General features: G+C 54.0%; 25 protein-coding genes. 22 read left to right on the top strand and 3 right to left on the bottom strand.

The annotated features are described in order from the left end of the window. Nucleotides 1–50: 50 nt before the first annotated feature. Nucleotides 51–845, bottom strand: coding sequence for a type I methionyl aminopeptidase (gene map, locus AC0TN7_RS12020; protein WP_023310454.1), 795 nt, complete (start codon nt 843–845; stop codon nt 51–53). Nucleotides 846–1,166: 321 nt separating this feature from the next. Here map and rpsB point away from each other — a divergent pair, with 321 nt between their 5' ends. From rpsB to tilS, 20 genes are all read left to right on the top strand, one after another. Next, on the top strand, nt 1,167–1,892 hold the full coding sequence (gene rpsB, locus AC0TN7_RS12025; RefSeq protein WP_003856207.1) for a 30S ribosomal protein S2: 726 nt from the start codon (nt 1,167–1,169) through the stop codon (nt 1,890–1,892). 117 nt (nt 1,893–2,009) lie between these two features. Continuing rightward, a complete protein-coding gene (tsf, locus tag AC0TN7_RS12030) occupies nt 2,010–2,861 on the top strand; it encodes a translation elongation factor Ts (protein ID WP_014830708.1) in 852 nt (283 codons plus the stop codon). 150 nt (nt 2,862–3,011) lie between these two features. Then, complete coding sequence (pyrH, locus tag AC0TN7_RS12035) at nt 3,012–3,737, top strand: UMP kinase (RefSeq protein ID WP_008501910.1); 726 nt, start codon at nt 3,012–3,014, stop codon at nt 3,735–3,737. Nucleotides 3,738–3,904: 167 nt separating this feature from the next. Beyond that, nucleotides 3,905–4,462, top strand: a complete 558-nt coding sequence (gene frr / locus AC0TN7_RS12040; RefSeq protein ID WP_014882629.1) for a ribosome recycling factor — start codon at nt 3,905–3,907, stop codon at nt 4,460–4,462. 95 nt (nt 4,463–4,557) lie between these two features. Next, nucleotides 4,558–5,757, top strand: a complete 1,200-nt coding sequence (ispC, locus tag AC0TN7_RS12045) for a 1-deoxy-D-xylulose-5-phosphate reductoisomerase (protein ID WP_048990262.1) — start codon at nt 4,558–4,560, stop codon at nt 5,755–5,757. Between the two features lie 186 nt (nt 5,758–5,943). After that, the gene (ispU, locus tag AC0TN7_RS12050) at nt 5,944–6,702 is read left to right on the top strand and encodes a (2E,6E)-farnesyl-diphosphate-specific ditrans,polycis-undecaprenyl-diphosphate synthase (RefSeq protein WP_024907522.1); all 759 of its coding nucleotides are present in this window, start codon (nt 5,944–5,946) and stop codon (nt 6,700–6,702) included. Between the two features lie 12 nt (nt 6,703–6,714). After that, nucleotides 6,715–7,572 (top strand): phosphatidate cytidylyltransferase, encoded by an 858-nt coding sequence (cdsA, locus tag AC0TN7_RS12055; RefSeq protein ID WP_024907523.1) that lies wholly within the window; start codon nt 6,715–6,717, stop codon nt 7,570–7,572. Between the two features lie 11 nt (nt 7,573–7,583). Continuing rightward, nucleotides 7,584–8,936 carry a sigma E protease regulator RseP gene (gene rseP, locus AC0TN7_RS12060; protein ID WP_024907524.1) on the top strand — a complete coding sequence of 451 codons (1,353 nt, stop codon included), beginning with the start codon at nt 7,584–7,586 and terminating at the stop codon, nt 8,934–8,936. A gap of 29 nt (nt 8,937–8,965) precedes the next feature. Next, nucleotides 8,966–11,383, top strand: a complete 2,418-nt coding sequence (gene bamA / locus AC0TN7_RS12065; protein WP_024907525.1) for an outer membrane protein assembly factor BamA — start codon at nt 8,966–8,968, stop codon at nt 11,381–11,383. 122 nt (nt 11,384–11,505) lie between these two features. After that, complete coding sequence (gene skp / locus AC0TN7_RS12070; RefSeq protein WP_008501902.1) at nt 11,506–12,000, top strand: molecular chaperone Skp; 495 nt, start codon at nt 11,506–11,508, stop codon at nt 11,998–12,000. A gap of 3 nt (nt 12,001–12,003) precedes the next feature. After that, a complete protein-coding gene (gene lpxD, locus AC0TN7_RS12075; protein ID WP_032644136.1) occupies nt 12,004–13,029 on the top strand; it encodes a UDP-3-O-(3-hydroxymyristoyl)glucosamine N-acyltransferase in 1,026 nt (341 codons plus the stop codon). A gap of 102 nt (nt 13,030–13,131) precedes the next feature. Next, a complete protein-coding gene (gene fabZ, locus AC0TN7_RS12080) occupies nt 13,132–13,587 on the top strand; it encodes a 3-hydroxyacyl-ACP dehydratase FabZ (protein ID WP_010426706.1) in 456 nt (151 codons plus the stop codon). A gap of 3 nt (nt 13,588–13,590) precedes the next feature. Then, the gene (gene lpxA / locus AC0TN7_RS12085; RefSeq protein WP_023310462.1) at nt 13,591–14,379 is read left to right on the top strand and encodes an acyl-ACP--UDP-N-acetylglucosamine O-acyltransferase; all 789 of its coding nucleotides are present in this window, start codon (nt 13,591–13,593) and stop codon (nt 14,377–14,379) included. Continuing rightward, nucleotides 14,379–15,527 carry a lipid-A-disaccharide synthase gene (gene lpxB / locus AC0TN7_RS12090; protein WP_024907527.1) on the top strand — a complete coding sequence of 383 codons (1,149 nt, stop codon included), beginning with the start codon at nt 14,379–14,381 and terminating at the stop codon, nt 15,525–15,527. Before lpxA ends, lpxB begins: the two co-directional genes overlap by 1 nt. Next, nucleotides 15,524–16,120, top strand: coding sequence for a ribonuclease HII (rnhB, locus tag AC0TN7_RS12095; RefSeq protein WP_049123388.1), 597 nt, complete (start codon nt 15,524–15,526; stop codon nt 16,118–16,120). The genes lpxB and rnhB overlap by 4 nt, the downstream gene beginning before the upstream one ends. 38 nt (nt 16,121–16,158) lie before the next feature. Then, nucleotides 16,159–19,641 carry a DNA polymerase III subunit alpha gene (dnaE, locus tag AC0TN7_RS12100; RefSeq protein WP_473702180.1) on the top strand — a complete coding sequence of 1,161 codons (3,483 nt, stop codon included), beginning with the start codon at nt 16,159–16,161 and terminating at the stop codon, nt 19,639–19,641. A gap of 12 nt (nt 19,642–19,653) precedes the next feature. Beyond that, nucleotides 19,654–20,613: an acetyl-CoA carboxylase carboxyl transferase subunit alpha gene (gene accA / locus AC0TN7_RS12105; RefSeq protein WP_008501895.1), complete on the top strand. Its 960-nt coding sequence runs from the start codon at nt 19,654–19,656 to the stop codon at nt 20,611–20,613. 100 nt (nt 20,614–20,713) lie between these two features. Further along, nucleotides 20,714–22,846, top strand: coding sequence for a lysine decarboxylase LdcC (locus tag AC0TN7_RS12110; protein ID WP_463726587.1), 2,133 nt, complete (start codon nt 20,714–20,716; stop codon nt 22,844–22,846). A 65-nt stretch (nt 22,847–22,911) separates the two neighbouring features. Further along, nucleotides 22,912–23,301 (top strand): VOC family protein, encoded by a 390-nt coding sequence (locus AC0TN7_RS12115; protein WP_463726588.1) that lies wholly within the window; start codon nt 22,912–22,914, stop codon nt 23,299–23,301. Nucleotides 23,302–23,359: 58 nt separating this feature from the next. Continuing rightward, nucleotides 23,360–24,649, top strand: coding sequence for a tRNA lysidine(34) synthetase TilS (gene tilS / locus AC0TN7_RS12120; RefSeq protein WP_463726589.1), 1,290 nt, complete (start codon nt 23,360–23,362; stop codon nt 24,647–24,649). 28 nt (nt 24,650–24,677) lie between these two features. On the opposite strand, the gene rof is transcribed toward tilS, so the two are convergent. Both rof and AC0TN7_RS12130 read right to left on the bottom strand, forming a co-directional pair. Next, nucleotides 24,678–24,938 carry a Rho-binding antiterminator gene (gene rof / locus AC0TN7_RS12125; RefSeq protein WP_024907532.1) on the bottom strand — a complete coding sequence of 87 codons (261 nt, stop codon included), beginning with the start codon at nt 24,936–24,938 and terminating at the stop codon, nt 24,678–24,680. After that, nucleotides 24,925–25,125 carry a YaeP family protein gene (locus AC0TN7_RS12130; RefSeq protein ID WP_008501889.1) on the bottom strand — a complete coding sequence of 67 codons (201 nt, stop codon included), beginning with the start codon at nt 25,123–25,125 and terminating at the stop codon, nt 24,925–24,927. The genes rof and AC0TN7_RS12130 overlap by 14 nt, the downstream gene beginning before the upstream one ends. A gap of 196 nt (nt 25,126–25,321) precedes the next feature. On the opposite strand from AC0TN7_RS12130, the gene AC0TN7_RS12135 reads away from it, so the two are divergent. Then, nucleotides 25,322–25,867: a YaeQ family protein gene (locus AC0TN7_RS12135; protein WP_061715939.1), complete on the top strand. Its 546-nt coding sequence runs from the start codon at nt 25,322–25,324 to the stop codon at nt 25,865–25,867. Beyond that, nucleotides 25,864–26,286 (top strand): alternative ribosome rescue aminoacyl-tRNA hydrolase ArfB, encoded by a 423-nt coding sequence (arfB, locus tag AC0TN7_RS12140; protein ID WP_032649720.1) that lies wholly within the window; start codon nt 25,864–25,866, stop codon nt 26,284–26,286. Before AC0TN7_RS12135 ends, arfB begins: the two co-directional genes overlap by 4 nt. The last annotated feature ends 2 nt before the right edge of the window (nt 26,287–26,288 follow it).

The raw sequence follows: 26,288 nt of genomic DNA on the forward strand, positions 1-26,288 counted from the left end.
TAAGAAAAAGCTATAGCCATTAAAAAAGCCGGCATTTGCCGGCTTTTTTATCATTCGTCGTGCGTCAGTATCGCCGGGATGGTGTCATCCTTGCGCAACGTCATAATTTCGCAGCCGTTGTCTGTTACCACAATAGTATGCTCGTACTGCGCAGACAAGCTTCTGTCTTTGGTTTTCACCGTCCAGCCGTCTTTCATCGTACGGATGCGGTAGTCACCCGCGTTGACCATCGGCTCAATGGTAAAGGTCATGCCTTTTTGCAGCACCACGCCGCCGTCATCTGCATCATAGTGCAGAACCTGCGGTTCTTCATGGAAGACGCGACCAATGCCGTGACCGCAGTACTCGCGCACCACGGAGAAACCTTCTGCTTCCACAAACTTCTGGATTGCCGCACCGATGGTACGCAGGCGAATACCCGGTTTAACCATTTTCAGCGCCAGGTAGAGGCTCTCTTGCGTCACTTTGCACAGACGCTCGCCAAGAATAGTCGGCTTGCCAACGATGAACATTTTTGAGGTGTCACCGTGGTACTCGTCTTTAATGACGGTAACGTCAATGTTGACGATGTCGCCATCTTTCAGCAGTTTTTCATCGTCCGGGATGCCGTGGCAAACCACTTCATTAATAGAGATGCAGACGGATTTCGGGAAACCGTGGTAGCCGAGGCAGGCGGAAACCGCGTGCTGCTCGTTCACGATATAGTCGTTACAGATACGGTCCAGTTCACCGGTGCTGACGCCCGGCTTTACGAACGGCTCGATCATTTCCAGCACTTCCGCGGCCAGACGACCGGCGACGCGCATCTTTTCAATTTCTTCAGGTGTCTTAATAGAGATAGCCATGTAATCTGTCCATCGGTGTCGATTTTTTCGACAATACTAGTCTAAGTGTCGTCAATGGTATCAGTCAGGCACACCCCGTGCCAAATTGAGAATCATTAACAGCACACTCCGCCAACAACTGTTGGTTTCTGGTCGTGTTTTGTGGTATAAAGCGCGCCGGACTTCCGATCCATCTCAGATACACAGGCTGGACGGAAGCGACAAATCTCACTTTGTGTAACAACACACACGTATCGGCACATATTCCGGGGTGCCCTTTGGGGTCGGTAATATGGGATACGTGGAGGCATAACCCCAATTTTCAATATAGAGGTTTTAAACATGGCAACTGTTTCCATGCGCGACATGCTCAAGGCTGGTGTTCACTTTGGTCACCAGACCCGTTACTGGAACCCGAAAATGAAGCCTTTCATCTTCGGCGCGCGTAACAAAGTTCACATCATCAACCTTGAGAAAACTGTACCAATGTTCAACGAAGCCCTGGCTGAGCTGAACAAGATCTCTTCCCGTAAAGGTAAGATTCTGTTCGTTGGTACTAAGCGCGCTGCAAGCGAAGCTGTGAAAGATGCTGCTAACAGCTGCGACCAGTTCTTCGTGAACCATCGCTGGTTGGGCGGCATGCTGACCAACTGGAAAACTGTTCGTCAGTCCATCAAACGCCTGAAAGATCTGGAAACCCAGTCTCAGGACGGTACTTTCGACAAGCTGACTAAGAAAGAAGCGCTGATGCGCACTCGTGAACTGGACAAGCTGGAAAACAGCCTGGGCGGTATCAAAGATATGGGCGGCCTGCCAGACGCGCTGTTCGTAATCGATGCAGACCACGAGCACATCGCAATCAAAGAAGCTAACAACCTGGGTATCCCGGTATTCGCTATCGTTGATACCAACTCCGATCCGGACGGTGTTGACTTCGTTATCCCGGGTAACGACGACGCAATCCGTGCTGTTAGCCTGTACCTGAGCGCTGTAGCTGCTACCGTTCGTGAAGGCCGTTCCCAGGATCTGGCTTCTCAGGCGGAAGAAAGCTTCGTAGAAGCTGAATAATAAGGTTTTACCCCTTATTAGTACCGTGTATGAATAGGGGCCCATTACCGGCCCCTTTTTTCAATTTACACTGTTTGGCCCCCGGCCGGGCAGTTCACATCTCCCGAGGATTTAAGAATGGCTGAAATTACCGCATCCCTGGTAAAAGAGCTGCGCGAGCGTACTGGCGCAGGCATGATGGATTGCAAAAAAGCGCTGACTGAAGCGAACGGCGACATCGAGCTGGCAATCGAAAACATGCGTAAATCCGGTGCGATCAAAGCAGCTAAAAAAGCAGGCAACGTTGCTGCTGACGGCGTGATCATCACTAAAATCGACGGCACCTACGGCATCATTCTGGAAGTTAACTGCCAGACTGACTTCGTTGCTAAAGATGGTGGTTTCCAGGCATTTGCTAACAAAGTTCTGGACGCAGCTGTTGCTGGCAAAATCACTGACGTTGAAGTTCTGAAAGCACAGTTCGAAGAAGAACGTGTTGCGCTGGTTGCTAAAATCGGTGAGAACATCAACATCCGTCGCGTTGCTTCTCTGGAAGGCGACGTTCTGGGCTCTTACCAGCACGGTGCACGTATCGGTGTTCTGGTTGCGGCTAAAGGCGCTGACGAAGAGCTGGTTAAACAGCTGGCTATGCACATCGCTGCAAGCAAACCAGAATTCGTTAAGCCAGAAGACGTGTCTGCTGAAGTGGTAGAGAAAGAGTACCAGGTTCAGCTGGACATCGCGATGCAGTCTGGTAAACCAAAAGAAATCGCAGAGAAAATGGTTGAAGGCCGCATGAAGAAATTCACCGGCGAAGTTTCTCTGACTGGCCAGCCATTCGTTATGGATCCAAGCAAGTCTGTTGCGCAGCTGCTGAAAGAGCACAACGCTGACGTAACTGGCTTCATCCGCTTCGAAGTGGGCGAAGGCATCGAGAAAGTTGAGACTGACTTCGCAGCAGAAGTTGCTGCAATGTCCAAGCAGTCTTAATGATTGAAAAGGAGCCGCCTGAGGGCGGCTTCTTTTTGTCACCCGTCACAGGAAATCAGACAGGCTCCAGTATCGCTGTGCTGATTTGCGGCATATCATGTCGCCAGAATTAACCCCCATCTTAATCGTTGACAGTCTCAGGAAAGAAACATGGCTACCAATGCAAAACCCGTGTACAAACGCATTCTGCTTAAGCTGAGTGGCGAAGCGCTGCAGGGATCGGAAGGCTTCGGTATTGACGCAAGCATCCTTGATCGCATGGCACAGGAAATCAAAGAACTGGTCGAACTGGGTATCCAGGTTGGCGTGGTCATTGGCGGTGGCAACCTTTTCCGTGGTGCTGGTCTGGCGAAAGCGGGGATGAACCGCGTAGTGGGCGACCACATGGGTATGCTGGCAACCGTGATGAATGGCCTGGCAATGCGTGATGCGCTCCATCGCGCCTATGTGAATGCCCGCCTGATGTCCGCGATTCCCCTGAATGGCGTTTGCGATAATTACAGCTGGGCAGAAGCTATCAGCCTGCTGCGCAATAACCGCGTGGTGATCCTCTCCGCCGGTACGGGTAACCCGTTCTTTACAACCGATTCCGCTGCCTGCCTGCGCGGTATTGAGATTGAAGCCGATGTGGTACTGAAAGCGACCAAAGTAGACGGCGTGTTTACTGCCGACCCGGCAAAAGATCCTTCTGCCACCATGTACGATCAGCTGAGCTACAGCGAAGTGCTGGATAAAGAGCTGAAAGTGATGGATCTTGCCGCCTTCACGCTGGCTCGCGACCACAAACTGCCGATCCGTGTCTTCAACATGAACAAGCCTGGCGCACTGCGTCGCGTGGTCATGGGCGAAAAAGAAGGCACTTTGATCACGGAATAATTTCCGTTGACGATAAATACAGGTAAGATTCCGCTTTATTTTGTAGTGGTATCTTACCCGGGCGCGCCTTTGGCGTTGTCATGAATTAAACGCGACTATACTTAGCACACCTGTAGCGCTGTGCTGGCGGATAGTCTGCCTGAGACAAGTTTTCAAGGATTCGTAACGTGATTAACGACATCAGAAAAGATGCTGAAGTACGCATGGAAAAATGCGTAGAAGCGTTCAAAACCCAAATCAGCAAAATCCGTACTGGCCGTGCTTCCCCAAGCCTGCTGGATGGCATCATCGTAGAATACTACGGTACGCCAACCCCTCTGCGTCAGCTGGCGAGCGTAACGGTAGAAGATACCCGTACGCTGAAAATCAACGTGTTCGATCGTTCTATGAGCCCGGCCGTTGAGAAAGCGATCATGGCCTCTGACCTCGGACTGAACCCAAGCTCTGCGGGTTCTGACATCCGCGTTCCACTGCCTCCACTGACGGAAGAGCGTCGTAAAGATCTGATCAAAGTGGTTCGTGGCGAAGCTGAGCAGGGTCGTGTATCCGTGCGTAACGTCCGTCGCGATGCGAACGATAAAGTAAAAGCGCTGCTGAAAGAAAAAGAGATCAGTGAAGATGACGATCGTCGTTCTCAGGACGACATTCAGAAAATGACCGACGCTGCCATCAAGAAAATTGATGCGGCGCTGGCAGATAAAGAAGCGGAACTGATGCAGTTCTGATTTCTGTCGTACACTGATAAACGCCGTTCAGAGGGACTTTGGGTCTTGCTGGCGGCGTTTTGCTTTTATCTGGTCTAACTTTTTTCGGGCATCTCATGAAGCATTTAACACTCCTTGGCTCAACCGGCTCTATCGGTTGCAGCACTCTCGACGTCGTTCGCCATAATCCTGAACTCTACACCGTGACAGCGCTGGTGGCCGGTAAGAATGTGCAGCGAATGGTCGAGCAGTGCCTGGAGTTTGCGCCCCGCTATGCGGTGATGGATGACGAAGAGAGCGCGCGTCTGCTGAAAGCACAGCTGCTTGAACAGGGCTGTCGAACCGAGGTGCTGAGTGGCCAACAGGCGGCCTGCGAGATGGCGGCGCTGGATGAGGTGGATCAGGTGATGGCGGCCATCGTCGGGGCGGCAGGGTTATTGCCCACGCTTGCCGCGATTGATGCCGGGAAGGATGTTCTGCTGGCCAATAAAGAGTCGCTGGTCACCTGTGGACGCCTGTTTATGGATGCGGTGAAGCAGCGCGGCGCGCGTCTTTTGCCGGTCGACAGCGAGCACAACGCGATTTTTCAGAGTTTACCGCAACCTTTTCAACAGAACCTGGGGTACGCTGACCTGGAGCAGAATGGCGTGGTGTCTATTCTGCTTACCGGGTCTGGTGGCCCGTTCCGTGAAACGCCACTGTCTGAACTGCGCGCCATGACGCCGGATCAGGCGTGCCGTCATCCGAACTGGTCGATGGGGCGTAAAATCTCCGTTGACTCTGCCACCATGATGAACAAAGGTCTGGAATACATTGAAGCGCGCTGGCTGTTTAATGCGTCAGCGAAACAGATGGAAGTACTGATTCACCCGCAATCGGTGATTCACTCGATGGTGCGTTATCAGGATGGCAGCGTGCTGGCACAGCTGGGCGAGCCGGACATGCGTACGCCGATTGCCCATTCCATGGCGTGGCCAAATCGAGTGAAATCCGGCGTGAAGCCGCTTGATTTCTGCAAGCTAAGTTCCCTGACGTTCAGTGAACCGGACTATGACCGCTATCCTTGTCTGAAGCTTGCGATGACTGCCTTTGACCAGGGGCAGGCGGCGACGACGGCACTTAATGCAGCCAATGAAATTACCGTTGAGGCATTTCTGAATCAGCAAATTCGTTTTACCGATATCGCGTCGTTAAATTTATCGGTACTGGAGATGATGGATTTGCGCGAACCACAAAGCGTGGAAGAGGTGCTGGCGGTGGATGCAGCTGCGCGTAATATTGCGCGTCAACAGGTGACACGTCTCGCAAGCTGGTGATAAAGCAACCACTAGTCGTCGTGCTATTTGTTAGCGTTGGGCTTCAGTGATATAGTCTGCGCCACCTGATCGCAGGTATTTGACTTAATGTGGTCAGGTGAGCCGTGGTTTGACACGGCTTTTTTATGTATAGGCTTCAGTATTCCTGAGTACCGTTAAATCCTTTTCAGGGACAAAAAACGCGTTATGTTGTCTGCGAATCAACCAATAAGCGAAAATTTGCCAGCTCATGGCTGCCGTCATGTAGCAATCATTATGGATGGCAATGGCCGCTGGGCGAAAAGACAAGGGAAGATACGAGCCTTTGGGCATAAAGCGGGGGCGAAATCCGTTCGTCGTGCCGTTTCTTTTGCCGCCAACAACGGCATTGATGCGTTAACGCTCTATGCTTTTAGCAGTGAAAACTGGAATCGACCTCTGCAGGAAGTGACTGCGTTGATGGAATTGTTTGTGTGGGCGCTAGACAGCGAAGTAAAAAGCCTGCACCGCCACAACGTCCGCCTGCGTATCATTGGCGATACCAGTCGTTTTAACTCACGTTTGCAGGAACGGATTCGTAAAGCAGAAGCGCTGACGGAAAATAATACCGGTCTGACGCTGAATATTGCGGCGAATTACGGCGGACGCTGGGATATTATCCAGGGCGTTCGGCATCTGGCCGAACAGGTTCAGGAAGGGCTGTTGAGACCCGACCAAATTGATGAAGAGGCGCTGAGCAAGCAAATCTGCATGAATGAACAGGCGCCTGTGGATTTGGTAATTAGGACAGGGGGGGAACATCGCATAAGTAACTTTTTGATATGGCAAATTGCCTATGCCGAACTTTACTTTACGGATGTTCTTTGGCCCGATTTTGATGAACAAGACTTTGAAGGTGCGCTGCATGCCTTTGCCAATCGAGAGCGTCGTTTCGGCGGCACCGAGCCTGGTGGCGACAAAGCCTGATGGGGGTAGCTTTTGCTGAAGTATCGCCTGATTTCCGCTTTTGTATTAATACCCATTGTCATTGCGGCGCTGTTTTTACTGCCCCCGGTGGGATTCGCTATTGTCACGCTGGTGGTGTGCATGCTCGCCGCGTGGGAATGGGGACAGTTTAGCGGCTTTACCTCGCGCACTCAGCGAGTATGGCTCGCGGTACTTTGTGGCTTTATCCTGGCCATAATGCTGTTTACGTTGCCTGAATATCACCATGATATTCATCAGCCCCTGGTTGCCGGCTCCTTGTGGATATCGTTGGTCTGGTGGGTTGCCGCGCTGTTGCTGGTCCTTTTTTATCCAGGTTCCGCGGCATTATGGCGTAATTCAAAAGTGCTACGACTGATTTTTGGTTTGCTCACCATTATTCCTTTTTTCTGGGGTATGGTTGCGCTGCGCGCCTGGCACTACGACGAAAACCACTACAGCGGCGCGATCTGGCTGCTTTATGTGATGATTCTGGTCTGGGGGGCTGATTCCGGGGCCTATATGTTTGGTAAACTGTTTGGCAAACATAAGCTGGCACCGAAGGTCTCCCCGGGTAAAACCTGGCAAGGATTCATCGGCGGCCTGTTTACGGCAGCGATCATCTCCTGGGGCTACGGCGTCTGGGCGAATCTTGAAGTGGCACCGTCAATACTGCTGGTGTGCTCGATTTTTGCTGCGCTTGCCTCCGTGCTCGGTGATTTAACCGAAAGTATGTTTAAGCGTGAAGCAGGGATTAAGGACAGCGGACACCTGATTCCAGGGCATGGCGGTATACTGGATCGCATTGATAGCCTGACAGCGGCTGTTCCAGTGTTTGCATGTTTGCTTTTACTGGTATTCGGGACGATTTAACGGAAGGTTTTATGCTAAGCATTCTCTGGAATCTGGCGGCGTTCATTGTTGCACTGGGTGTACTGATTACCGTGCATGAATTTGGCCATTTCTGGGTTGCTCGCCGCTGTGGCGTGCGCGTAGAGCGGTTTTCCATCGGTTTTGGCAAATCACTCTGGACGCGCACCGACCGCCACGGCACGGAATTTGTCATCGCCCTTATCCCGCTGGGCGGCTACGTCAAAATGCTCGACGAACGCGTCGAGCCTGTCGCACCTGAGCTGCGACACAGCGCTTTCAACAATAAAACCGTTGGACAACGCGCCGCCATCATTGCTGCCGGACCGGTAGCCAACTTCATCTTTGCGATTTTCGCTTACTGGCTGGTGTTTATCATCGGCGTCCCGGGCGTGCGTCCGGTGGTGGGGGAAATTGCTCCCAACTCCATCGCGGCGAGTGCGCAAATTACATCCGGGATGGAACTTAAAGCGATTGATGGCATCGAAACCCCTGATTGGGATGCCGTGCGACTGCAGCTGGTTGCCAAAATTGGCGATCCGCAGACCACCATCAGCGTATCGCCGTTTGGTTCCGATGCGCGTCAGGACAAAGTGCTCGATTTACGTCACTGGCGTTTCGAGCCAGACAAAGAAGATCCCGTCGCTGCGCTGGGTATTCGTCCACGCGGTGCGCAGATCGAGCCGGTATTAGCCGAAGTGCAGGCAAATTCGGCGGCGAGCAAAGCGGGTTTGCAAGCGGGCGACAGGATCGTTAAAGTCGATGGTCAACCATTAACAGAGTGGATGACCTTTGTTACTCTGGTGCGCGATAATCCGGGAACGTCTCTCGCGCTGGAAGTTGAAAGGCAGGGCAGTCCGCTTTCGCTGACGCTGATCCCGGATACGAAGTCGGTCGGCAAAAAGGCAGAAGGGTTTGCAGGCGTTGTGCCAAAAGTGATCCCGCTGCCAGATGAGTACAAGACAATACGCCAGTATGGGCCGTTCAGCGCCATCCTTGAAGCCACGGATAAAACATGGCAACTGATGAAGCTGACGGTCAACATGTTGGGGAAATTGATAACCGGTGATGTGAAACTGAACAACCTCAGTGGGCCAATTTCGATTGCCCAGGGGGCTGGGATGTCAGCGGAGTTCGGGGTGATTTACTATCTCATGTTCCTCGCGCTCATTAGCGTGAACCTTGGGATAATCAACCTGTTCCCGCTTCCCGTTTTAGACGGGGGTCATCTGCTGTTTTTAGCGATTGAAAAGCTAAAAGGCGGACCGGTATCCGAGCGAGTTCAAGACTTTAGTTATCGCATTGGCTCGATTTTGCTGGTGCTGTTAATGGGGCTTGCACTTTTCAATGATTTCTCTCGGTTGTAAGAGAGTGTTAGGAAGAACGCATAATAACGATGGCGATGAAAAAGTTGCTCATAGCGTCGCTGCTGTTTAGCAGCGCCACCGTATACGGTGCTGACGGGTTCGTAGTGAAAGACATTCATTTCGAAGGCCTCCAGCGTGTCGCCGTTGGTGCGGCCCTCCTCAGTATGCCTGTACGCCCCGGCGATACGGTTAATGATGATGATATCAGTAACACCATCCGTGCTCTGTTTGCCACCGGCAACTTTGAGGATGTCCGCGTCCTGCGCGATGGTGATACGCTGCTGGTACAGGTAAAAGAACGTCCAACGATCGCCAGTATCACTTTCTCCGGTAACAAGTCGGTGAAAGATGACATGCTCAAGCAAAACCTTGAAGCATCCGGTGTTCGTGTGGGGGAATCCCTGGACCGCACAACCCTTTCAGATATTGAAAAAGGTCTGGAAGACTTCTACTACAGCGTCGGTAAATACAGTGCCAGCGTGAAAGCGGTTGTCACTCCGCTGCCGCGCAACCGTGTTGACCTGAAGCTGGTCTTCCAGGAAGGTGTTTCTGCGAAGATCCAGCAGATCAACATTGTCGGCAACCACGCGTTCAGCACCGACGAACTGATCTCCACCTTCCAGCTGCGCGATGAAGTGCCATGGTGGAACGTGGTAGGCGATCGCAAATACCAGAAACAGAAACTGGCGGGCGACCTTGAAACTCTGCGCAGCTACTATCTCGATCGTGGCTATGCGCGTTTCAACATCGACTCGACTCAGGTAAGCCTGACGCCGGACAAGAAAGGGATCTACATCACGGTCAACATCACTGAAGGCGAGCAGTACAAGCTTTCGGGTGTTGAGGTGAGTGGTAACCTGGCCGGGCATTCTGCTGAAATCGAATCGCTGACCAAAATTCAGCCAGGCGACCTGTATAGCGGTTCCAAGGTAACCAAAATGGAAGACAGCATTAAGAAGCTGCTCGGCCGCTATGGTTATGCCTATCCGCGCGTACAGACTCAGCCTGAAATCAATGACGCGGATAAAACCGTTAAGCTGCACGTGAATGTTGACGCGGGCAACCGTTTCTACGTGCGTAAGATCCGCTTCGTCGGTAACGACACCTCCAAAGATTCCGTTCTGCGTCGCGAAATGCGTCAGATGGAAGGCGCATGGTTGGGTAGCGACCTCGTTGATCAGGGTAAAGAGCGTCTGAACCGTCTGGGCTATTTTGAAACGGTGGATACCGATACCCAGCGCGTACCGGGCAGCCCGGATCAGGTTGATGTCGTTTATAAAGTGAAAGAGCGCAACACCGGTAGCTTCAACTTCGGTGTGGGCTACGGTACCGAGAGCGGCGTCAGCTTCCAGGTCGGCGTGCAGCAGGATAACTGGCTGGGTACGGGTTACTCTGTCGGGATTAACGGCACCAAAAACGACTACCAGACCTACTCTGAGTTCTCTGTAACGAACCCATACTTCACCGTTGACGGTGTGAGCCTGGGCGGTCGTATCTTCTATAACGACTTTAAAGCAGACGATGCGGATCTGTCTTCTTACACCAACAAGAGTTACGGTGTGGACGGTACGCTTGGCTTCCCGGTTAACGAATACAACACCCTGCGTGCGGGCTTAGGTTACGTGCATAACGACCTGTCCAATATGCAACCGCAGGTGGCGATGTGGCGTTACCTGGACTCCATTGGTCAGTCAACCAGCAAAACTGGTCATGACAATGGCTTCGCTGCGGATGACTTCACCTTTAACTACGGCTGGACCTACAACCGTCTTGACCGTGGTTACTTCCCAACGGAAGGTTCTCGCGTCAACCTGAACGGTAAAGTGACCGTGCCGGGCTCCGATAACGAGTTCTATAAGGTCACGCTGGATACCGCGTCCTACTTCCCGATCGATGACGATCATAAGTGGGTGGTTCTGGGTCGTACCCGCTGGGGCTACGGCGACGGTTTAGGCGGCAAAGAACTGCCGTTCTATGAAAACTTCTATGCCGGTGGTTCCAGTACCGTTCGTGGCTTCCAGTCCAACAACATTGGTCCGAAAGCGGTTTACTACGGCGGGAACGACAAAGATAACTGTGATAAGTCTTCCTCTTCGGAAGTCTGTAGCTCTAATGATGCGGTGGGCGGTAACGCCATGGCCGTTGCCAGCCTGGAGTTCATCACGCCAACGCCGTTTATCAGCGATAAATATGCGAACTCGGTCCGTACGTCCTTCTTCTGGGATGCCGGTACCGTATGGGATACCAACTGGCAGAATACTGCCCAGATGCGCGCAGAAGGCATTCCTGACTACAGCGATCCGAGCAATATTCGCATGTCTGCCGGTATCGCATTACAATGGATGTCACCGCTGGGACCGTTGGTCTTCTCTTACGCCCAGCCGTTTAAGAAATATGATGGAGATAAGTCGGAGCAATTCCAGTTTAACATTGGTAAAACCTGGTAATAATCCGCTGCAAAGGAATGCGTTGGCAGTGTAGCGCTGACAACTGGCGATCGGTAACACGGTCGCCTTGCCACGCAAAGAACGGTACCTTCTGGTGCCAATGGGATGGTAAGGAGTTAATTGTGAAAAAGTGGTTATTAGCTGCAGGTCTCGGTTTAGCGATGGCAACTTCTGCTCAGGCAGCAGACAAAATTGCAATCGTCAACATGGGTAATTTGTTCCAGCAGGTTGCACAGAAAACAGGTGTTTCTGCGACTCTGGAAAACGAATTCAAAGGCCGTGCAAGCGAACTGCAGGGTATGGAAAACGATCTTCAGTCCAAAATGCAGCGTCTGCAGCGTGATGGTTCTACCATGAAGGCAAGCGACCGCAGCAAGCTGGAAAAAGACGTAATGGCTCAGCGCCAGGCGTTCTCTCAGAAAGCGCAGGCTTTCGAGCAGGATCGTCAGCGTCGTTCTAACGAAGAACGCGGCAAGCTGGTGACTCGCATTCAGACCGCTGTTAAAGCAGTGGCTGCCGATCAGAGCATCGATCTGGTTGTTGATGCGAACGCCGTCGCTTTCAACAGCAAAGATGTTAAAGACATCACTGCTGATGTTCTGAAACAGGTTAAATAAGTAATGCCTTCAATTCGACTGGCTGATTTAGCTCAGCAGTTGGATGCAGAATTACACGGTGATGGCGATATCGTCATCACCGCTGTTGCGTCCATGCAATCTGCTAAAGCTGGCACGATTACCTTCATGGTAAGCCCTAAGTACCGTGAGCAACTGGCTCAATGCCAGGCGTCAGCTGTTGTACTGACGCAGGACGATCTTCCATTTGCCACTGTAAGCGCGCTGGTAGTGAAAAACCCCTACCTGACGTATGCACGCATGGCTCAAATTCTTGATACCACGCCGCAACCGGCCCAGAACATTGCTGCCAGCGCAGCGATTGATGCGACGGCCAGGCTGGGTAACAACGTCGCCGTTGGGGCGAATGCGGTTATCGAATCCGGTGTTGTGCTGGGCGATAACGTCGTCATTGGCCCAGGCTGCTTCGTTGGGAAAAATACGAAAATCGGCGCAGGGACCCGTTTGTGGGCCAATGTGTCCGTTTATCATGACGTTGAAATTGGCGAAAACTGTCTCGTCCAGTCCAGCACCGTGATTGGTTCCGATGGCTTTGGTTACGCTAACGATCGCGGTAACTGGGTGAAGATCCCACAGCTTGGTCGCGTTATTATTGGCGATCGCGTGGAGATCGGCGCCTGTACCACCATTGACCGTGGCGCGCTTGACGACACGATCATTGGCAATGGTGTTATCATCGATAACCAGTGCCAGATTGCGCATAACGTTGTGATTGGCGACAATACCGCGGTTGCGGGTGGCGTCATCATGGCGGGCAGCCTGAAAATTGGCCGTTATTGCATGATTGGCGGTGCGAGCGTGATTAATGGCCATATGGAAATCTGCGACAAGGTGACCGTGACGGGAATGGGCATGGTAATGCGTCCTATCACTGAACCTGGCGTTTATTCCTCTGGCATTCCGCTACAGCCCAACAAGGTATGGCGTAAAACAGCAGCTCTGGTGATGAACATTGATGATATGAGCAAGCGCCTCAAGTCTCTTGAGCGTAAGATCGATCAACAAGACTAAGCGTCATCCGTTTAACGCTATTTTTCCCGGCCTGTCGGCTTTCTAATAAACCGGCAGGCCGTGTTATTATTGTTATCAGTACATTTTGACAGGAAGAGTATTTTGACTACTGACACTCATACTCTGCATATTGAAGAGATTTTAGAACTTCTGCCGCACCGCTACCCGTTTCTGCTGGTAGACCGCGTGCTGGATTTTGAAGAAGGTCGTTTTCTGCGCGCAGTGAAAAATGTTTCCGTGAACGAGCCGTTCTTCCAGGGGCACTTCCCTGGTAAGCCTATCTTCCCGGGTGTGTTGATTCTGGAAGCGATGGCTCAGGCTACCGGTATTCTGGCGTTTAAAAGCGTCGGCAAACTGGAGCCAGGTGAGCTGTATTACTTCGCGGGTATTGATGAAGCGCGCTTTAAGCGCCCTGTCGTGCCTGGTGATCAGATGATCATGGAAGTCACTTTTGAAAAAACGCGTCGTGGCCTGACTCGCTTCAAAGGCGTAGCACTGGTTGACGGCAAAGTTGTTTGCGAAGCGACGATGATGTGTGCTCGTAGCCGGGAGTCCTGATACGTGATTGATAAATCCGCCTTTATTCATCCTACCGCGATTGTGGAAACCGGTGCCATCATTGGTGCTAACGTCCACATTGGCCCGTTTTGTATTGTTGGACCCCATGTCGAAATTGGTGAGGGTACAGTACTGAAATCTCACGTTGTCGTGAATGGTCATACGACCATTGGCTGCAATAACGAGATCTATCAGTTCGCCTCCATCGGCGAAGTTAACCAGGATCTGAAATATGCTGGTGAGTCGACCCGTCTGGAAATTGGCGATCGTAACCGTATTCGCGAAAGCGTCACCATTCATCGTGGAACAGTACAGGGTGGTGGGTTGACGAAGGTGGGCAGCGATAACCTGTTTATGGTTAATGCGCATATCGCGCACGACTGTACCGTGGGTGACCGCTGTATTCTTGCCAACAACGCAACGCTGGCAGGACACGTATCGGTTGATGACTTCGCAATTATTGGCGGCATGACCGCAGTCCATCAGTTCTGCATCATTGGTGCGCACGTGATGGTTGGCGGCTGCTCCGGTGTGGCGCAGGACGTCCCACCGTATGTGATTGCGCAGGGCAACCATGCCACGCCGTTTGGCGTGAACATCGAAGGCCTCAAGCGTCGTGGTTTTAGCCGCGAAGCGATTACTGCCATCCGCAACGCGTACAAACTGCTGTACCGTAGCGGTAAAACGCTGGAAGAGGCGAAGCCGGAAATTGCCGAGCTGGCGAATAAGCACCCGGAGGTGAACGCGTTCATGGAATTCTTTGACCGTTCAACAAGGGGTCTGATTCGTTAATGGTCGACAGTCGTCCGCTTACGATAGCCCTGGTCGCCGGAGAAACCTCCGGCGATATTCTTGGTGCAGGTCTCATCCGCGCGCTTAAGGCGCGTGTACCCAACGCTCGCTTTGTCGGCGTTGCTGGCCCGCTGATGCAGGCCGAAGGCTGTGAAGCCTGGTATGAAATGGAAGAGCTGGCCGTGATGGGCATCGTTGAGGTGCTGGGACGGCTCCGCCGTTTGCTGCACATTCGTGCCGATCTCACCCGCCGTTTTACCGAACTCAAACCCGATGTGTTTGTCGGTATCGATGCACCTGATTTCAACATTACCCTCGAAGGGAATCTGAAAAAGCAGGGCATAAAAACCATTCACTACGTCAGTCCGTCCGTCTGGGCGTGGCGACAGAAACGCGTTTTCAAAATTGGACGGTCCACCAACCTGGTGCTGGCTTTTCTGCCTTTCGAAAAAGCGTTTTACGACAGATTTAATGTTCCGTGCCGTTTTATCGGTCATACCATGGCGGATGCGATGCCATTGGATCCGGATAAAAACGCGGCGCGCGACGTGCTGGGCATCCCCCATGATGTGCATTGTCTGGCACTGCTGCCAGGCAGCCGTGGTGCAGAAGTGGAGATGCTGAGCGCCGATTTCCTCAAAACAGCGCAAATTCTTCGCCAGAGCTATCCCGACCTTGAAGTGGTTGTTCCGCTGGTGAATGCCAAACGCCGCGAGCAGTTTGAGCGCATCAAAGCGGAAGTCGCCCCGGATCTCCACGTCCGTCTTCTGGACGGCAAAGGGCGAGAAGCGATGTATGCGAGCGATGCCGCACTGCTGGCTTCCGGCACGGCGGCGCTGGAATGTATGCTGGCGAAATGCCCGATGGTGGTCGGTTACCGCATGAAGCCGTTCACCTTCTGGCTGGCAAAACGTCTGGTGAAAACGGATTATGTCTCCCTGCCAAACCTGCTTGCCGGGCGCGAACTGGTGAAAGAGCTATTGCAGGATGAGTGCCAGCCGCAGGCGCTTGCCGATGCACTGCTGCCGCTGCTGGCAAACGGCAAGACCAGCCACCAGATGCACGACACCTTCCGCGAACTGCATCAACTGATCCGCTGTAATGCTGATGAGCAAGCGGCTGATGCGGTGCTGGAGCTAGCAAAATGATGGAATTTGTTTATCCTCACACTCGCCTTGTGGCGGGCGTGGACGAAGTGGGTCGTGGTCCGCTAGTGGGGGCTGTGGTGACCGCCGCGGTGATCCTCGATCCGGCTCGCCCGATTATCGGGCTGAACGACTCAAAAAAATTGTCTGAAAAGCGCCGGCTGGCGCTGTTTAGTGAGATTCAGGAGAAGGCGCTGGCCTGGAGCCTGGGGCGCGCTGAACCGCATGAAATAGACGAACTGAATATTTTGCATGCCACGATGCTGGCGATGCAGCGTGCGGTAGCGGGTCTTAACATTTCCCCGGAATATGTCCTGATTGACGGCAACCGCTGTCCGGCACTACCCATGCCTTCAATGGCGGTCGTCAAAGGCGATAGCCGGGTCGCAGAAATCAGCGCAGCTTCTATTATTGCCAAAGTGACGCGCGACGCTGAAATGGCCGCGCTGGACCTCACTTACCCTCAGTATGGTTTCGCCCAGCATAAGGGGTATCCCACACCTTTCCATCTGGAAAGGCTGGCTGAACATGGCGCAACCGAACACCACCGTCGCAGCTTTGGCCCGGTGAAACGCGCCCTGGGACGGGTGTCCTGAATCAATACGCAAGCAATTAAGTAACGCGGAATCTGAAGATGGCTGAACCACGTTTCGTACACCTGCGGGTGCATAGCGACTACTCCATGATCGATGGGCTGGCGAAGACCGGGCCGCTGGTAAAAAAGGCGGCCTCCCTTGGCATGCCCGCGCTGGCGATCACCGATTTTACCAACCTGTGTGGCCTGGTGAAGTTCTACGGAACGGCGCATGGCGCGGGGATGAAGCCTATCGTTGGCGCAGATTTTCATGTGCAGAGCGATCTCATCGGCGATGAAATGACGCAAATCTCCGTGCTGGCGATGAACAACACGGGCTATCAAAACCTCACTCTGCTTATCTCAAAAGCCTACCAGCGTGGATACGGTGCGCTGGGGCCGTGGATCGACCGTGACTGGCTGGCTGAGCTGAACGAAGGGCTGCTGCTGATCTCCGGCGGCCGTATGGGCGATGTCGGCAAATGCCTGCTGCGCGGTAATAGCGCGCTGGTGGATCAATGCCTCTCGTTCTATGAAGAGTATTTCCCGGATCGTTATTATCTGGAGATGATCCGCACCGGCCGTCAGGACGAAGAGAACTATCTTCATGCCGCTGTGGCACTTGCAGAAGAGCGTGGGTTGCCCGTGGTGGCTACCAACGACGTGCGGTTCCTTGAGCCGGGGGATTTTGACGCGCACGAAATTCGCGTGGCGATCCACGATGGCTTCACGCTGGACGATCCTAAACGACCGCGCAACTACTCATCGCAGCAGTACATGCGCAGCGAAGAGGAGATGTGTGAGCTCTTCTCCGATATCCCGGAAGCGCTGGAAAACAGCGTAGAGATTGCCAAGCGCTGTAACGTTACCGTCCGCCTTGGCGAGTACTTCCTGCCGCAGTTCCCGACAGGAGACATGACCACGGAAGATTTCCTGGTCGCAAAATCAAAAGAAGGTCTGGAAGAGCGTCTGGAGTTCCTGTTCCCGGATGAGGCCGTTCGCAAAGAGAAGCGGCCGCCGTACGATGAACGCCTGGACATTGAACTCCAGGTGATCAACCAGATGGGCTTCCCGGGCTACTTCCTGATCGTCATGGAGTTTATCCAGTGGTCGAAGGATAACGGCGTGCCGGTCGGACCGGGCCGAGGCTCCGGTGCTGGGTCGCTTGTGGCCTATGCGCTTAAAATTACCGACCTCGATCCGCTGGAATTCGACCTGCTGTTCGAACGTTTCCTTAACCCGGAACGTGTTTCCATGCCCGACTTTGACGTCGACTTCTGCATGGAGAAACGTGACCAGGTGATCGAGCACGTCGCCGATATGTACGGCCGTGATGCGGTATCGCAGATTATTACGTTCGGTACGATGGCGGCGAAAGCGGTTATCCGTGACGTCGGCCGCGTGCTGGGCCACCCGTACGGGTTTGTCGATCGCATCTCTAAACTGGTACCGCCCGATCCGGGCATGACGCTGGCAAAAGCCTTTGAGGCTGAACCACAGCTGCCGGAAATCTACGAAGCGGACGAAGAAGTCAAAGCGCTGATCGACATGGCGCGCAAGCTGGAAGGCGTCACGCGTAACGCCGGTAAGCATGCGGGGGGCGTAGTTATCGCCCCGACCAAAATTACCGACTTTGCGCCGCTCTACTGCGACGAAGCGGGTCAGCACCCGGTTACCCAGTTCGATAAGAACGACGTAGAATACGCCGGGCTGGTGAAGTTCGACTTCCTTGGTCTGCGTACGTTGACCATCATTAACTGGGCGCTGGAGATGATCAACGCCCGCCGCGAGAAGAACGGCGAGCCGCCGTTGGATATCGCGGCCATCCCGCTGGATGACAAGAAAAGTTTCGACATGCTGCAGCGCTCGGAGACCACCGCCGTCTTCCAGCTGGAATCGCGCGGCATGAAAGATCTGATTAAGCGCCTGCAGCCCGACTGCTTCGAAGATATGATCGCGCTGGTAGCCCTGTTCCGTCCGGGCCCGCTACAGTCAGGGATGGTAGATAACTTTATCGACCGTAAGCACGGGCGCGAAGAGATTTCCTACCCGGACGTTCAGTGGCAGCATGAAAGCCTGAAGCCGGTGCTGGAGCCCACCTACGGCATCATCCTGTACCAGGAACAGGTTATGCAGATCGCCCAGGTGCTTTCCGGCTATACCCTCGGCGGCGCGGACATGCTGCGTCGTGCGATGGGTAAGAAAAAGCCGGAAGAGATGGCCAAGCAGCGAGGCACTTTCGAAGAAGGCGCGAGAAAAAACGGCGTTGATGGTGAACTGGCGATTAAGATCTTTGACCTGGTGGAGAAATTCGCCGGGTACGGATTTAACAAATCCCACTCCGCCGCCTATGCTTTGGTGTCGTACCAAACGCTGTGGCTGAAAGCGCACTATCCTGCTGAATTTATGGCGGCGGTAATGACGGCCGATATGGACAACACCGAGAAGGTGGTGGGCCTGGTGGACGAGTGCTGGCGCATGGGGCTTAAGATCCTGCCGCCGGACATTAACTCGGGTCTCTACCACTTCCACGTCAACGACGACGGAGAGATCGTTTACGGGATCGGCGCGATCAAAGGCGTGGGTGAAGGTCCGATCGAGGCGATCATCGAAGCGCGTAACAACGGCGGGTATTTCCGCGAGCTGTTCGATCTTTGCGCCCGCACCGATACCAAAAAACTGAACCGTCGCGTGCTGGAAAAACTGATCATGTCCGGCGCGTTTGACCGGCTGGGGCCGCACCGCGCCGCGCTGATGAATTCCCTCGGCGATGCGCTGAAAGCGGCGGATCAGCATGCAAAAGCGGAAGCCATTGGTCAGGCGGATATGTTCGGGGTGCTGGCGGAAGAGCCGGAGCAGATCGAGCAATCTTACTCCAACTGCCAGCCGTGGCCTGAACAGGTGGTACTGGATGGGGAGCGTGAGACGTTAGGCTTGTACCTGACGGGGCACCCGATCAACCAGTACATCAAAGAAATTGAGCGCTATGTCGGCGGCCACAGGCTTAAAGACATGCATCCGACAGAACGTGGTAAAATCACCACGGCTGCGGGGCTCGTGATTGCTGCAAGGGTTATGGTCACCAAGCGCGGCAATCGTATCGGCATCTGTACGTTGGATGACCGTTCCGGGCGTCTGGAGGTGATGTTGTTCACCGACGCGCTGGATAAATACCAGCAATTGCTGGAAAAAGACCGCATACTTATCGTCAGCGGACAGGTCAGCTTTGATGACTTCAGTGGGGGGCTTAAAATGACCGCCCGCGAAGTGATGGACATTGACGAAGCCCGGGAAAAATATGCTCGCGGGCTTGCTATCTCGCTGACGGACAGGCAAATTGATGACCAGCTTTTAAACCGACTCCGTCAGTCTCTGGAACCCCACCGCTCGGGGACAATTCCAGTACATCTCTACTATCAGAGGGCGGATGCACGCGCGCGGTTGCGCTTTGGTGCAACGTGGCGTGTCTCTCCGAGCGATCGTTTACTGAACGATCTCCGTGGCCTCATTGGTTCGGAGCAGGTGGAACTGGAGTTTGACTAATACAGGAATACTATGAGTCTGAATTTCCTTGATTTCGAACAGCCGATTGCTGAGCTGGAAGCGAAAATCGATTCTCTGACAGCGGTAAGCCGTCAGGATGAAAAACTGGATATTAACATCGACGAAGAAGTGCATCGTCTGCGCGAGAAAAGCGTAGAGCTGACGCGCAAAATCTTTGCCGATCTCGGCGCATGGCAGGTGGCCCAGCTGGCTCGCCATCCACAGCGTCCGTACACCCTGGATTATGTCCGCCTGGCGTTTGACGAATTTGACGAACTGGCAGGCGATCGCGCATACGCTGACGATAAAGCTATCGTTGGCGGTATCGCGCGTCTGGACGGACGCCCGGTGATGATCATTGGTCATCAGAAAGGCCGTGAAACCAAAGAGAAAATCCGTCGTAACTTTGGTATGCCAGCACCAGAAGGCTACCGCAAAGCCCTGCGTCTGATGGAGATGGCTGAGCGTTTCAACATGCCAATCATCACCTTCATCGATACCCCGGGTGCATACCCTGGCGTGGGCGCGGAAGAGCGCGGTCAGTCTGAAGCCATCGCGCGCAACCTGCGCGAGATGTCTCGTCTGAAGGTGCCGGTCATCTGTACCGTTATCGGCGAGGGTGGTTCCGGCGGTGCGCTGGCGATTGGCGTGGGCGATAAAGTGAATATGCTGCAGTACAGCACCTATTCCGTTATCTCCCCGGAAGGCTGCGCGTCCATTCTGTGGAAAAGCGCCGACAAAGCGCCGCTGGCTGCAGAAGCAATGGGCATCATTGCGCCACGCCTGAAAGAGCTTAAGCTGATCGATTCCATCATCCCGGAACCGCTGGGTGGTGCACATCGTAAGCCGGAAGTGATGGCGGCTTCTCTGAAAGCGCAGCTGCTGGCTGACCTGGCGGATCTGGACGTGCTGAGCAAAGAGGATCTGCTCAACCGCCGTTACCAGCGTCTGATGACCTACGGTTACGCGTAAGCTTCACAATTATCTGAAAAGCCGCACACTGTTGCGGCTTTTTTTATACCTGCGGTTTAGCCGGACTATGCTTAGCTAATGTTTTTTAAGGAGGAAGCCCATGAATATCATTGCCATTATGGGGCCGCACGGCGTCTTTTATAAAGATGAGCCGATTAAGGAGCTGGAGCAATCCCTGCAGTCGCGCGGGTATCAGCTAATCTGGCCGCACAACAGCGCCGACCTGCTGAAGTTCATCGAGCATAACCCGCGTATCTGCGGCGTGATCTTCGACTGGGATGAATATGATCTCGAACTGTGCAGCGACATCAACAAGCTGAACGAATACCTCCCGCTGTATGCGTTTATTAATACCCACTCCACCATGGACGTCAGCGCCAATGATATGCGTATGGCGCTGTGGTTCTTTGAATATTCCCTCGGCGTGGCGGACGATATTGCGACCCGCATTCAACAATACACGAATGAATATCTCGATAACATTACGCCACCGTTTACCCGGGCGCTTTTCACCTACGTAAAGGAGGGGAAATATACCTTCTGTACGCCGGGTCATATGGCGGGTACGGCTTATCAAAAAAGCCCGGTGGGCTGCCTGTTCTATGATTTCTTTGGTGGCAACACGCTGAAAGCGGACGTGTCGATTTCAGTCACCGAATTAGGCTCTCTGCTGGATCACACCGGCCCGCATCTGGAAGCCGAAGAGTATATCGCCCGCACCTTTGGCGCAGAGCAGAGCTATATGGTGACCAACGGCACCTCGACCTCGAACAAAATCGTCGGTATGTACGCCGCGCCGGCGGGGAGCACCCTGCTGATTGACCGTAACTGCCATAAATCGCTGGCTCACCTGCTGATGATGAGCGACGTCGTACCGCTTTGGCTATCACCCACGCGTAACGCGCTCGGTATACTTGGCGGTATTCCGCGCCGGGAGTTCACCCATGAAGCCATTGAAAGCAAGATCGCGGCACTGCCAGGCGCAAGCTGGCCTGTCCATGCGGTGATCACCAACTCGACCTATGACGGTCTGCTGTACAATACAGACTGGATCAAAAAGGCGCTGGACGTGCCGTCTATCCACTTTGATTCCGCATGGGTACCGTACACCAACTTCCACCCGATATACGCGGGTAAAAGCGGCATGAGTGGTGAACGCGTGCCGGGTAAAGTATTCTTTGAAACGCAGTCGACGCACAAAATGCTGGCAGCATTTTCCCAGGCTTCGCTTATCCACATCAAAGGTGAGTACGACGAAGACACGTTCAACGAAGCCTTTATGATGCACACTACCACTTCACCGAGCTATCCGCTGGTGGCCTCTATTGAAACGGCCGCGGCGATGCTGCGCGGCAACCCGGGCAAACGTCTCATCAACCGTTCGGTGGAGCGCGCGCTGCATTTCCGCAAAGAGGTTCAGCGGCTGAAAGATGAAGCCGACGGCTGGTTCTTTGATATCTGGCAGCCTGAAGAGATTGATGAGGCGGAGTGCTGGCCCGTCTCGCCCGGCGAAGACTGGCATGGTTTCCGGGATGCCGATAGCGACCATATGTTCCTCGACCCGGTAAAAGTAACAATCCTGACGCCGGGCATGGATGAGCAGGGCAAGATGAGTGAAGAAGGTATTCCGGCCGCGCTGGTGGCGAAATTCCTTGATGAACGGGGTGTGGTGGTGGAAAAAACCGGCCCCTATAACCTGCTGTTCCTGTTCAGTATTGGTATTGATAAAACGCGGGCGATGGGGTTGTTGCGCGGTCTGATGGAGTTTAAGCGCGCCTACGATCTTAACCTGCGGGTGAAGAACATGCTGCCGGATCTCTACGCGGAGGATCCTGACTTCTATCGCAATATGCGTATTCAGGATCTGGCCCTGGGGATCCATAGGTTGATCCGTCAGCACGATCTGCCGCGTCTGATGCTTCAGGCGTTCGATGTGTTACCGGAGATGAAATTAACCCCGCACAAGGCTTGGCAGCGCCAGGTGAAAGGGGAGGTCGAAACCGTCGAACTGGAAAATCTGGTCGGGCGCGTATCGGCCAATATGATCCTGCCTTACCCGCCGGGCGTTCCGCTCCTGATGCCAGGAGAGATGATTACCGAGGAGAGTCGGGCCGTGCTCGATTTCCTGCTGATGCTCTGTTCGGTAGGGCGTCACTATCCCGGTTTTGAGACGGATATTCACGGTGCGAAGCGCGATGAGAACGGCGTTTACTGGGTGCGAGTCCTAAAATAAGGGTGACCGCTTGCAAGGTGCGGGTTTTCGGTTGTAACGTTCAGGCATCATAAAAAGGAGAAGCTATGCTGGGTTTAAAAGCTGTTCATCATATTGCGATCATTGCGACCAATTACGCGAAAAGTAAGGCCTTCTACTGCGACATCCTGGGCTTTACGCTCATGAGCGAGGCCTACCGTGAAGAGCGCGACTCCTGGAAGGGCGATCTGGCGTTAAACGGGCAGTATGTGATTGAGCTGTTCTCTTTTCCTTTTCCGCCTGCGCGTCCGTCCCGTCCGGAAGCATGCGGCCTGCGCCACCTTGCCTTCAGCGTCGATGATCTGGATTGCGCAGTCAAACATCTGGAAGCGCACGGCGTGACGTGTGAAGCGATCCGCGTCGATCCGTTCACCGACAAGCGCTTTACCTTTTTCAACGACCCGGACGGCCTGCCGCTGGAGCTTTATCAGCAGTAATCTTCGTCCTGTGTGATAATGCCCGCTCAGTTCGGGCATTTTTTATGTGTAATTCCCTATGACCTTACCCGCTATCGCACACGCCGTTTCACCGTACCGCCAGCTGCTGGTGGGGTTTAGCGGTGGCCTGGATTCCACCGTTCTGCTCCATCGTCTTAAACGCTGGCGCGACCGGGAACCTGACGTCCAGCTTCGGGCGATGCATATTCACCACGGATTAAGTCCTCACGCGGAGGAGTGGGTGGCGCACTGCGAAGCCTTGTGTGCGGCGTGGGCGATCCCGCTCATCGTCGAGCGCGTCACGCTTGCGGAGGAAGGGCTGGGCATCGAGGCGCAGGCGCGTAAAGCCCGATATGCCGCGTTTGCCGGGGCATTACGTCCTGGAGAAGCGCTGGTCACGGCCCAGCATCTGGACGATCAGTGTGAAACCTTTCTGCTGGCGCTTAAGCGGGGCAGCGGACCGGCGGGGCTGTCAGCCATGCCGGCGCGTTCTGAATTTGCCGGCACAACGTTACTGCGTCCGCTGCTTGGCGAGACGCGTGCCTCGCTTGAGGGCTGGGCGCGAGAACATCAGCTGAGGTGGATTGAAGATGAGAGCAACCAGGATGACGGCTATGACCGTAACTTTCTGCGTCTGCGCGTTCTCCCGCTATTGAGCGAGCGCTGGCCGCATTTCGCCGACGCGACGGCAAGAAGCGCCATGCTGTGCGCCGAACAGGAATCGCTGCTGGACGAGCTGTTGAGCGACGAGCTGGCTGAACTGATTTCTGAGGACGGAGCGCTGGCCATTGCACCTCTGACAGCGATGAGCCCGGTGCGTCGCGCCGCACTGATACGACGCTGGCTGGCCTGTCATCACGCTGCGATGCCGTCGCGGGCAATGCTGAGCCGCATCTGGGACGAAGTCGCGCTGGCGCGGGATGATGCTTCCCCGTGCGTCCACCTGAACGGTTTTGACGTAAGACGCTATAAAGGGGAACTCTGGTGGATAAAATCCACGCCCTCACTGACCGATGTGGTGCTCGACTGGCTTTCACCTGACGCACCGCTGGTATTGCCCTGTGAGGCAGGACGCGTCTCTCTCCTGCCGTCTGGTCATGTGAGGTTGCCGAAGCCCGGTGAACCGGTCACCGTGCGCTTTAAGGCTGGCGGAATGCTGCATATCGTCGGGCGCAACGGGGGGCGGAAGCTGAAGAAAATATGGCAGGAGTGTAACGTGCCGCCGTGGCTGCGCGACACCACGCCACTGCTGTTCTACGGTGAAACGCTTATCGCTGCGGCAGGAGTTTTCATCACGGAAGAGGGGTGGTCAGAAGAGGGTGCCAGGTTTGAGTGGCAGAAAGCGTAACGGGCAGCCTGGCTGCCCGTTAATGTCATCAGGATTCGCTCACCACGACGGTGCCGATTTGCGGGTGGCTGAAGCTGGCTATTTTATCCAGACGCAGCTCACGCGTCGCACCGGCATCTTCCACTATCAGGTATTCCACGTTCTTACGTGAAACCAGATCGTTGGCTTTCGCTTTCAACACTTCGCCATCTTTTAGCTCCAGCGTCAGTAATAAATGATGCTGGCAGGCGAGTTCGAGGTTGTCATAGTCATCACAATTGATGGGTTGATAAGTATCATTCATCGACATAATCGCTCACCAGTAAATTCGCCGCAGCATACGCTGCTTTTTCCCTGACCGACTCTGAAAGGCTCTCATCAGAGGCCACTTCATTAAGCACTTTCAATACACAGCCCAACGCATCCGGGACATACCCCAGATCTCCGCTGGCGATTTCCGCATACCGTTTGCGAATTAACTCACAATAATTATTCACATCCCCTCCCGCCAGCGCACTGACTTACTGTGAGATATCATTAAGCCTACGAAGATAAACTCGGTTTAGCAAGGTGACTATACCATACTCATTTAAGCAATATCAGCGCCTTGATAGCGGTGTATTTATTACCCCGTAACAGCCTTTTGCCGCGGTTTTCGCTACAATGGGCGCCTGATTCGAATGGAGTTCTCTCATGGCGCTGAAAGCGACAATTTATAAAGCAGTGGTCAATGTGGCCGATCTGGATCGCAACCAGTTCCTGGACGCCTCGCTGACGCTGGCACGCCACCCCTCCGAAACCCAGGAGCGTATGATGCTGCGCCTGCTGGCGTGGATGAAGTATGCCGACGAGCGTCTGCAGTTTACCCGTGGGTTAAGCGCAGAAGACGAGCCTGAAGCCTGGCTGCGCAACGATCATCTGGGTATCGATTTGTGGATCGAACTCGGACTGCCGGACGAGCGCCGAATTAAGAAGGCCTGCACCCAGTCCGCTGAAGTGGCCTTATTCGCGTATAATCAGCGCGCTGCGGAGATCTGGTGGCAGCAAAACAAGAGCAAGTGCGGACAGTTTAAAAATCTTACGGTCTGGTATCTGGATGATGAGCAGCTGGCGCAGCTGAGCGAGTTTGCCAGCCGGACCATGGTATTGCAGGCGACGATTCAGGACGGTGCAATCTGGCTTTCTGATTCTCAGAATAATCTGGAAATTCATTTGACGGCGTGGCAACCGGCCTCATGATCGTCTTGTCCCGAAACGTCAGCATTCCGGACAACGAGCTGGAGATCACCGCCATCCGTGCTCAGGGGGCCGGTGGGCAGCACGTCAACAAGGCGTCGACGGCTATCCATTTGCGTTTTGACATTCGGGCCTCAAGCCTGCCAGAGTATTATAAAGAAAGTCTGCTTGCCGCCAGCCACCACCTGATCACCAGCGATGGTGTGATTGTGATTAAAGCCCAGGAGTACCGTAGCCAGGAGCTCAACCGGGAAGCGGCGATAGCCAGGCTGGTGGCGGTCATCAAAGAGTTAACGGCAGTACAAAAAAGCCGCCGGGCAACGCGGCCAACCCGCGCATCGAAAGAGCGTCGTTTGTCCTCGAAGGCCCAAAAATCCACAGTGAAAGCACTACGCGGTAAAGTTCGTCGCCCGACAGAGTGACG

The organism is Enterobacter sp. PL_is511 (assembly GCF_055816065.1).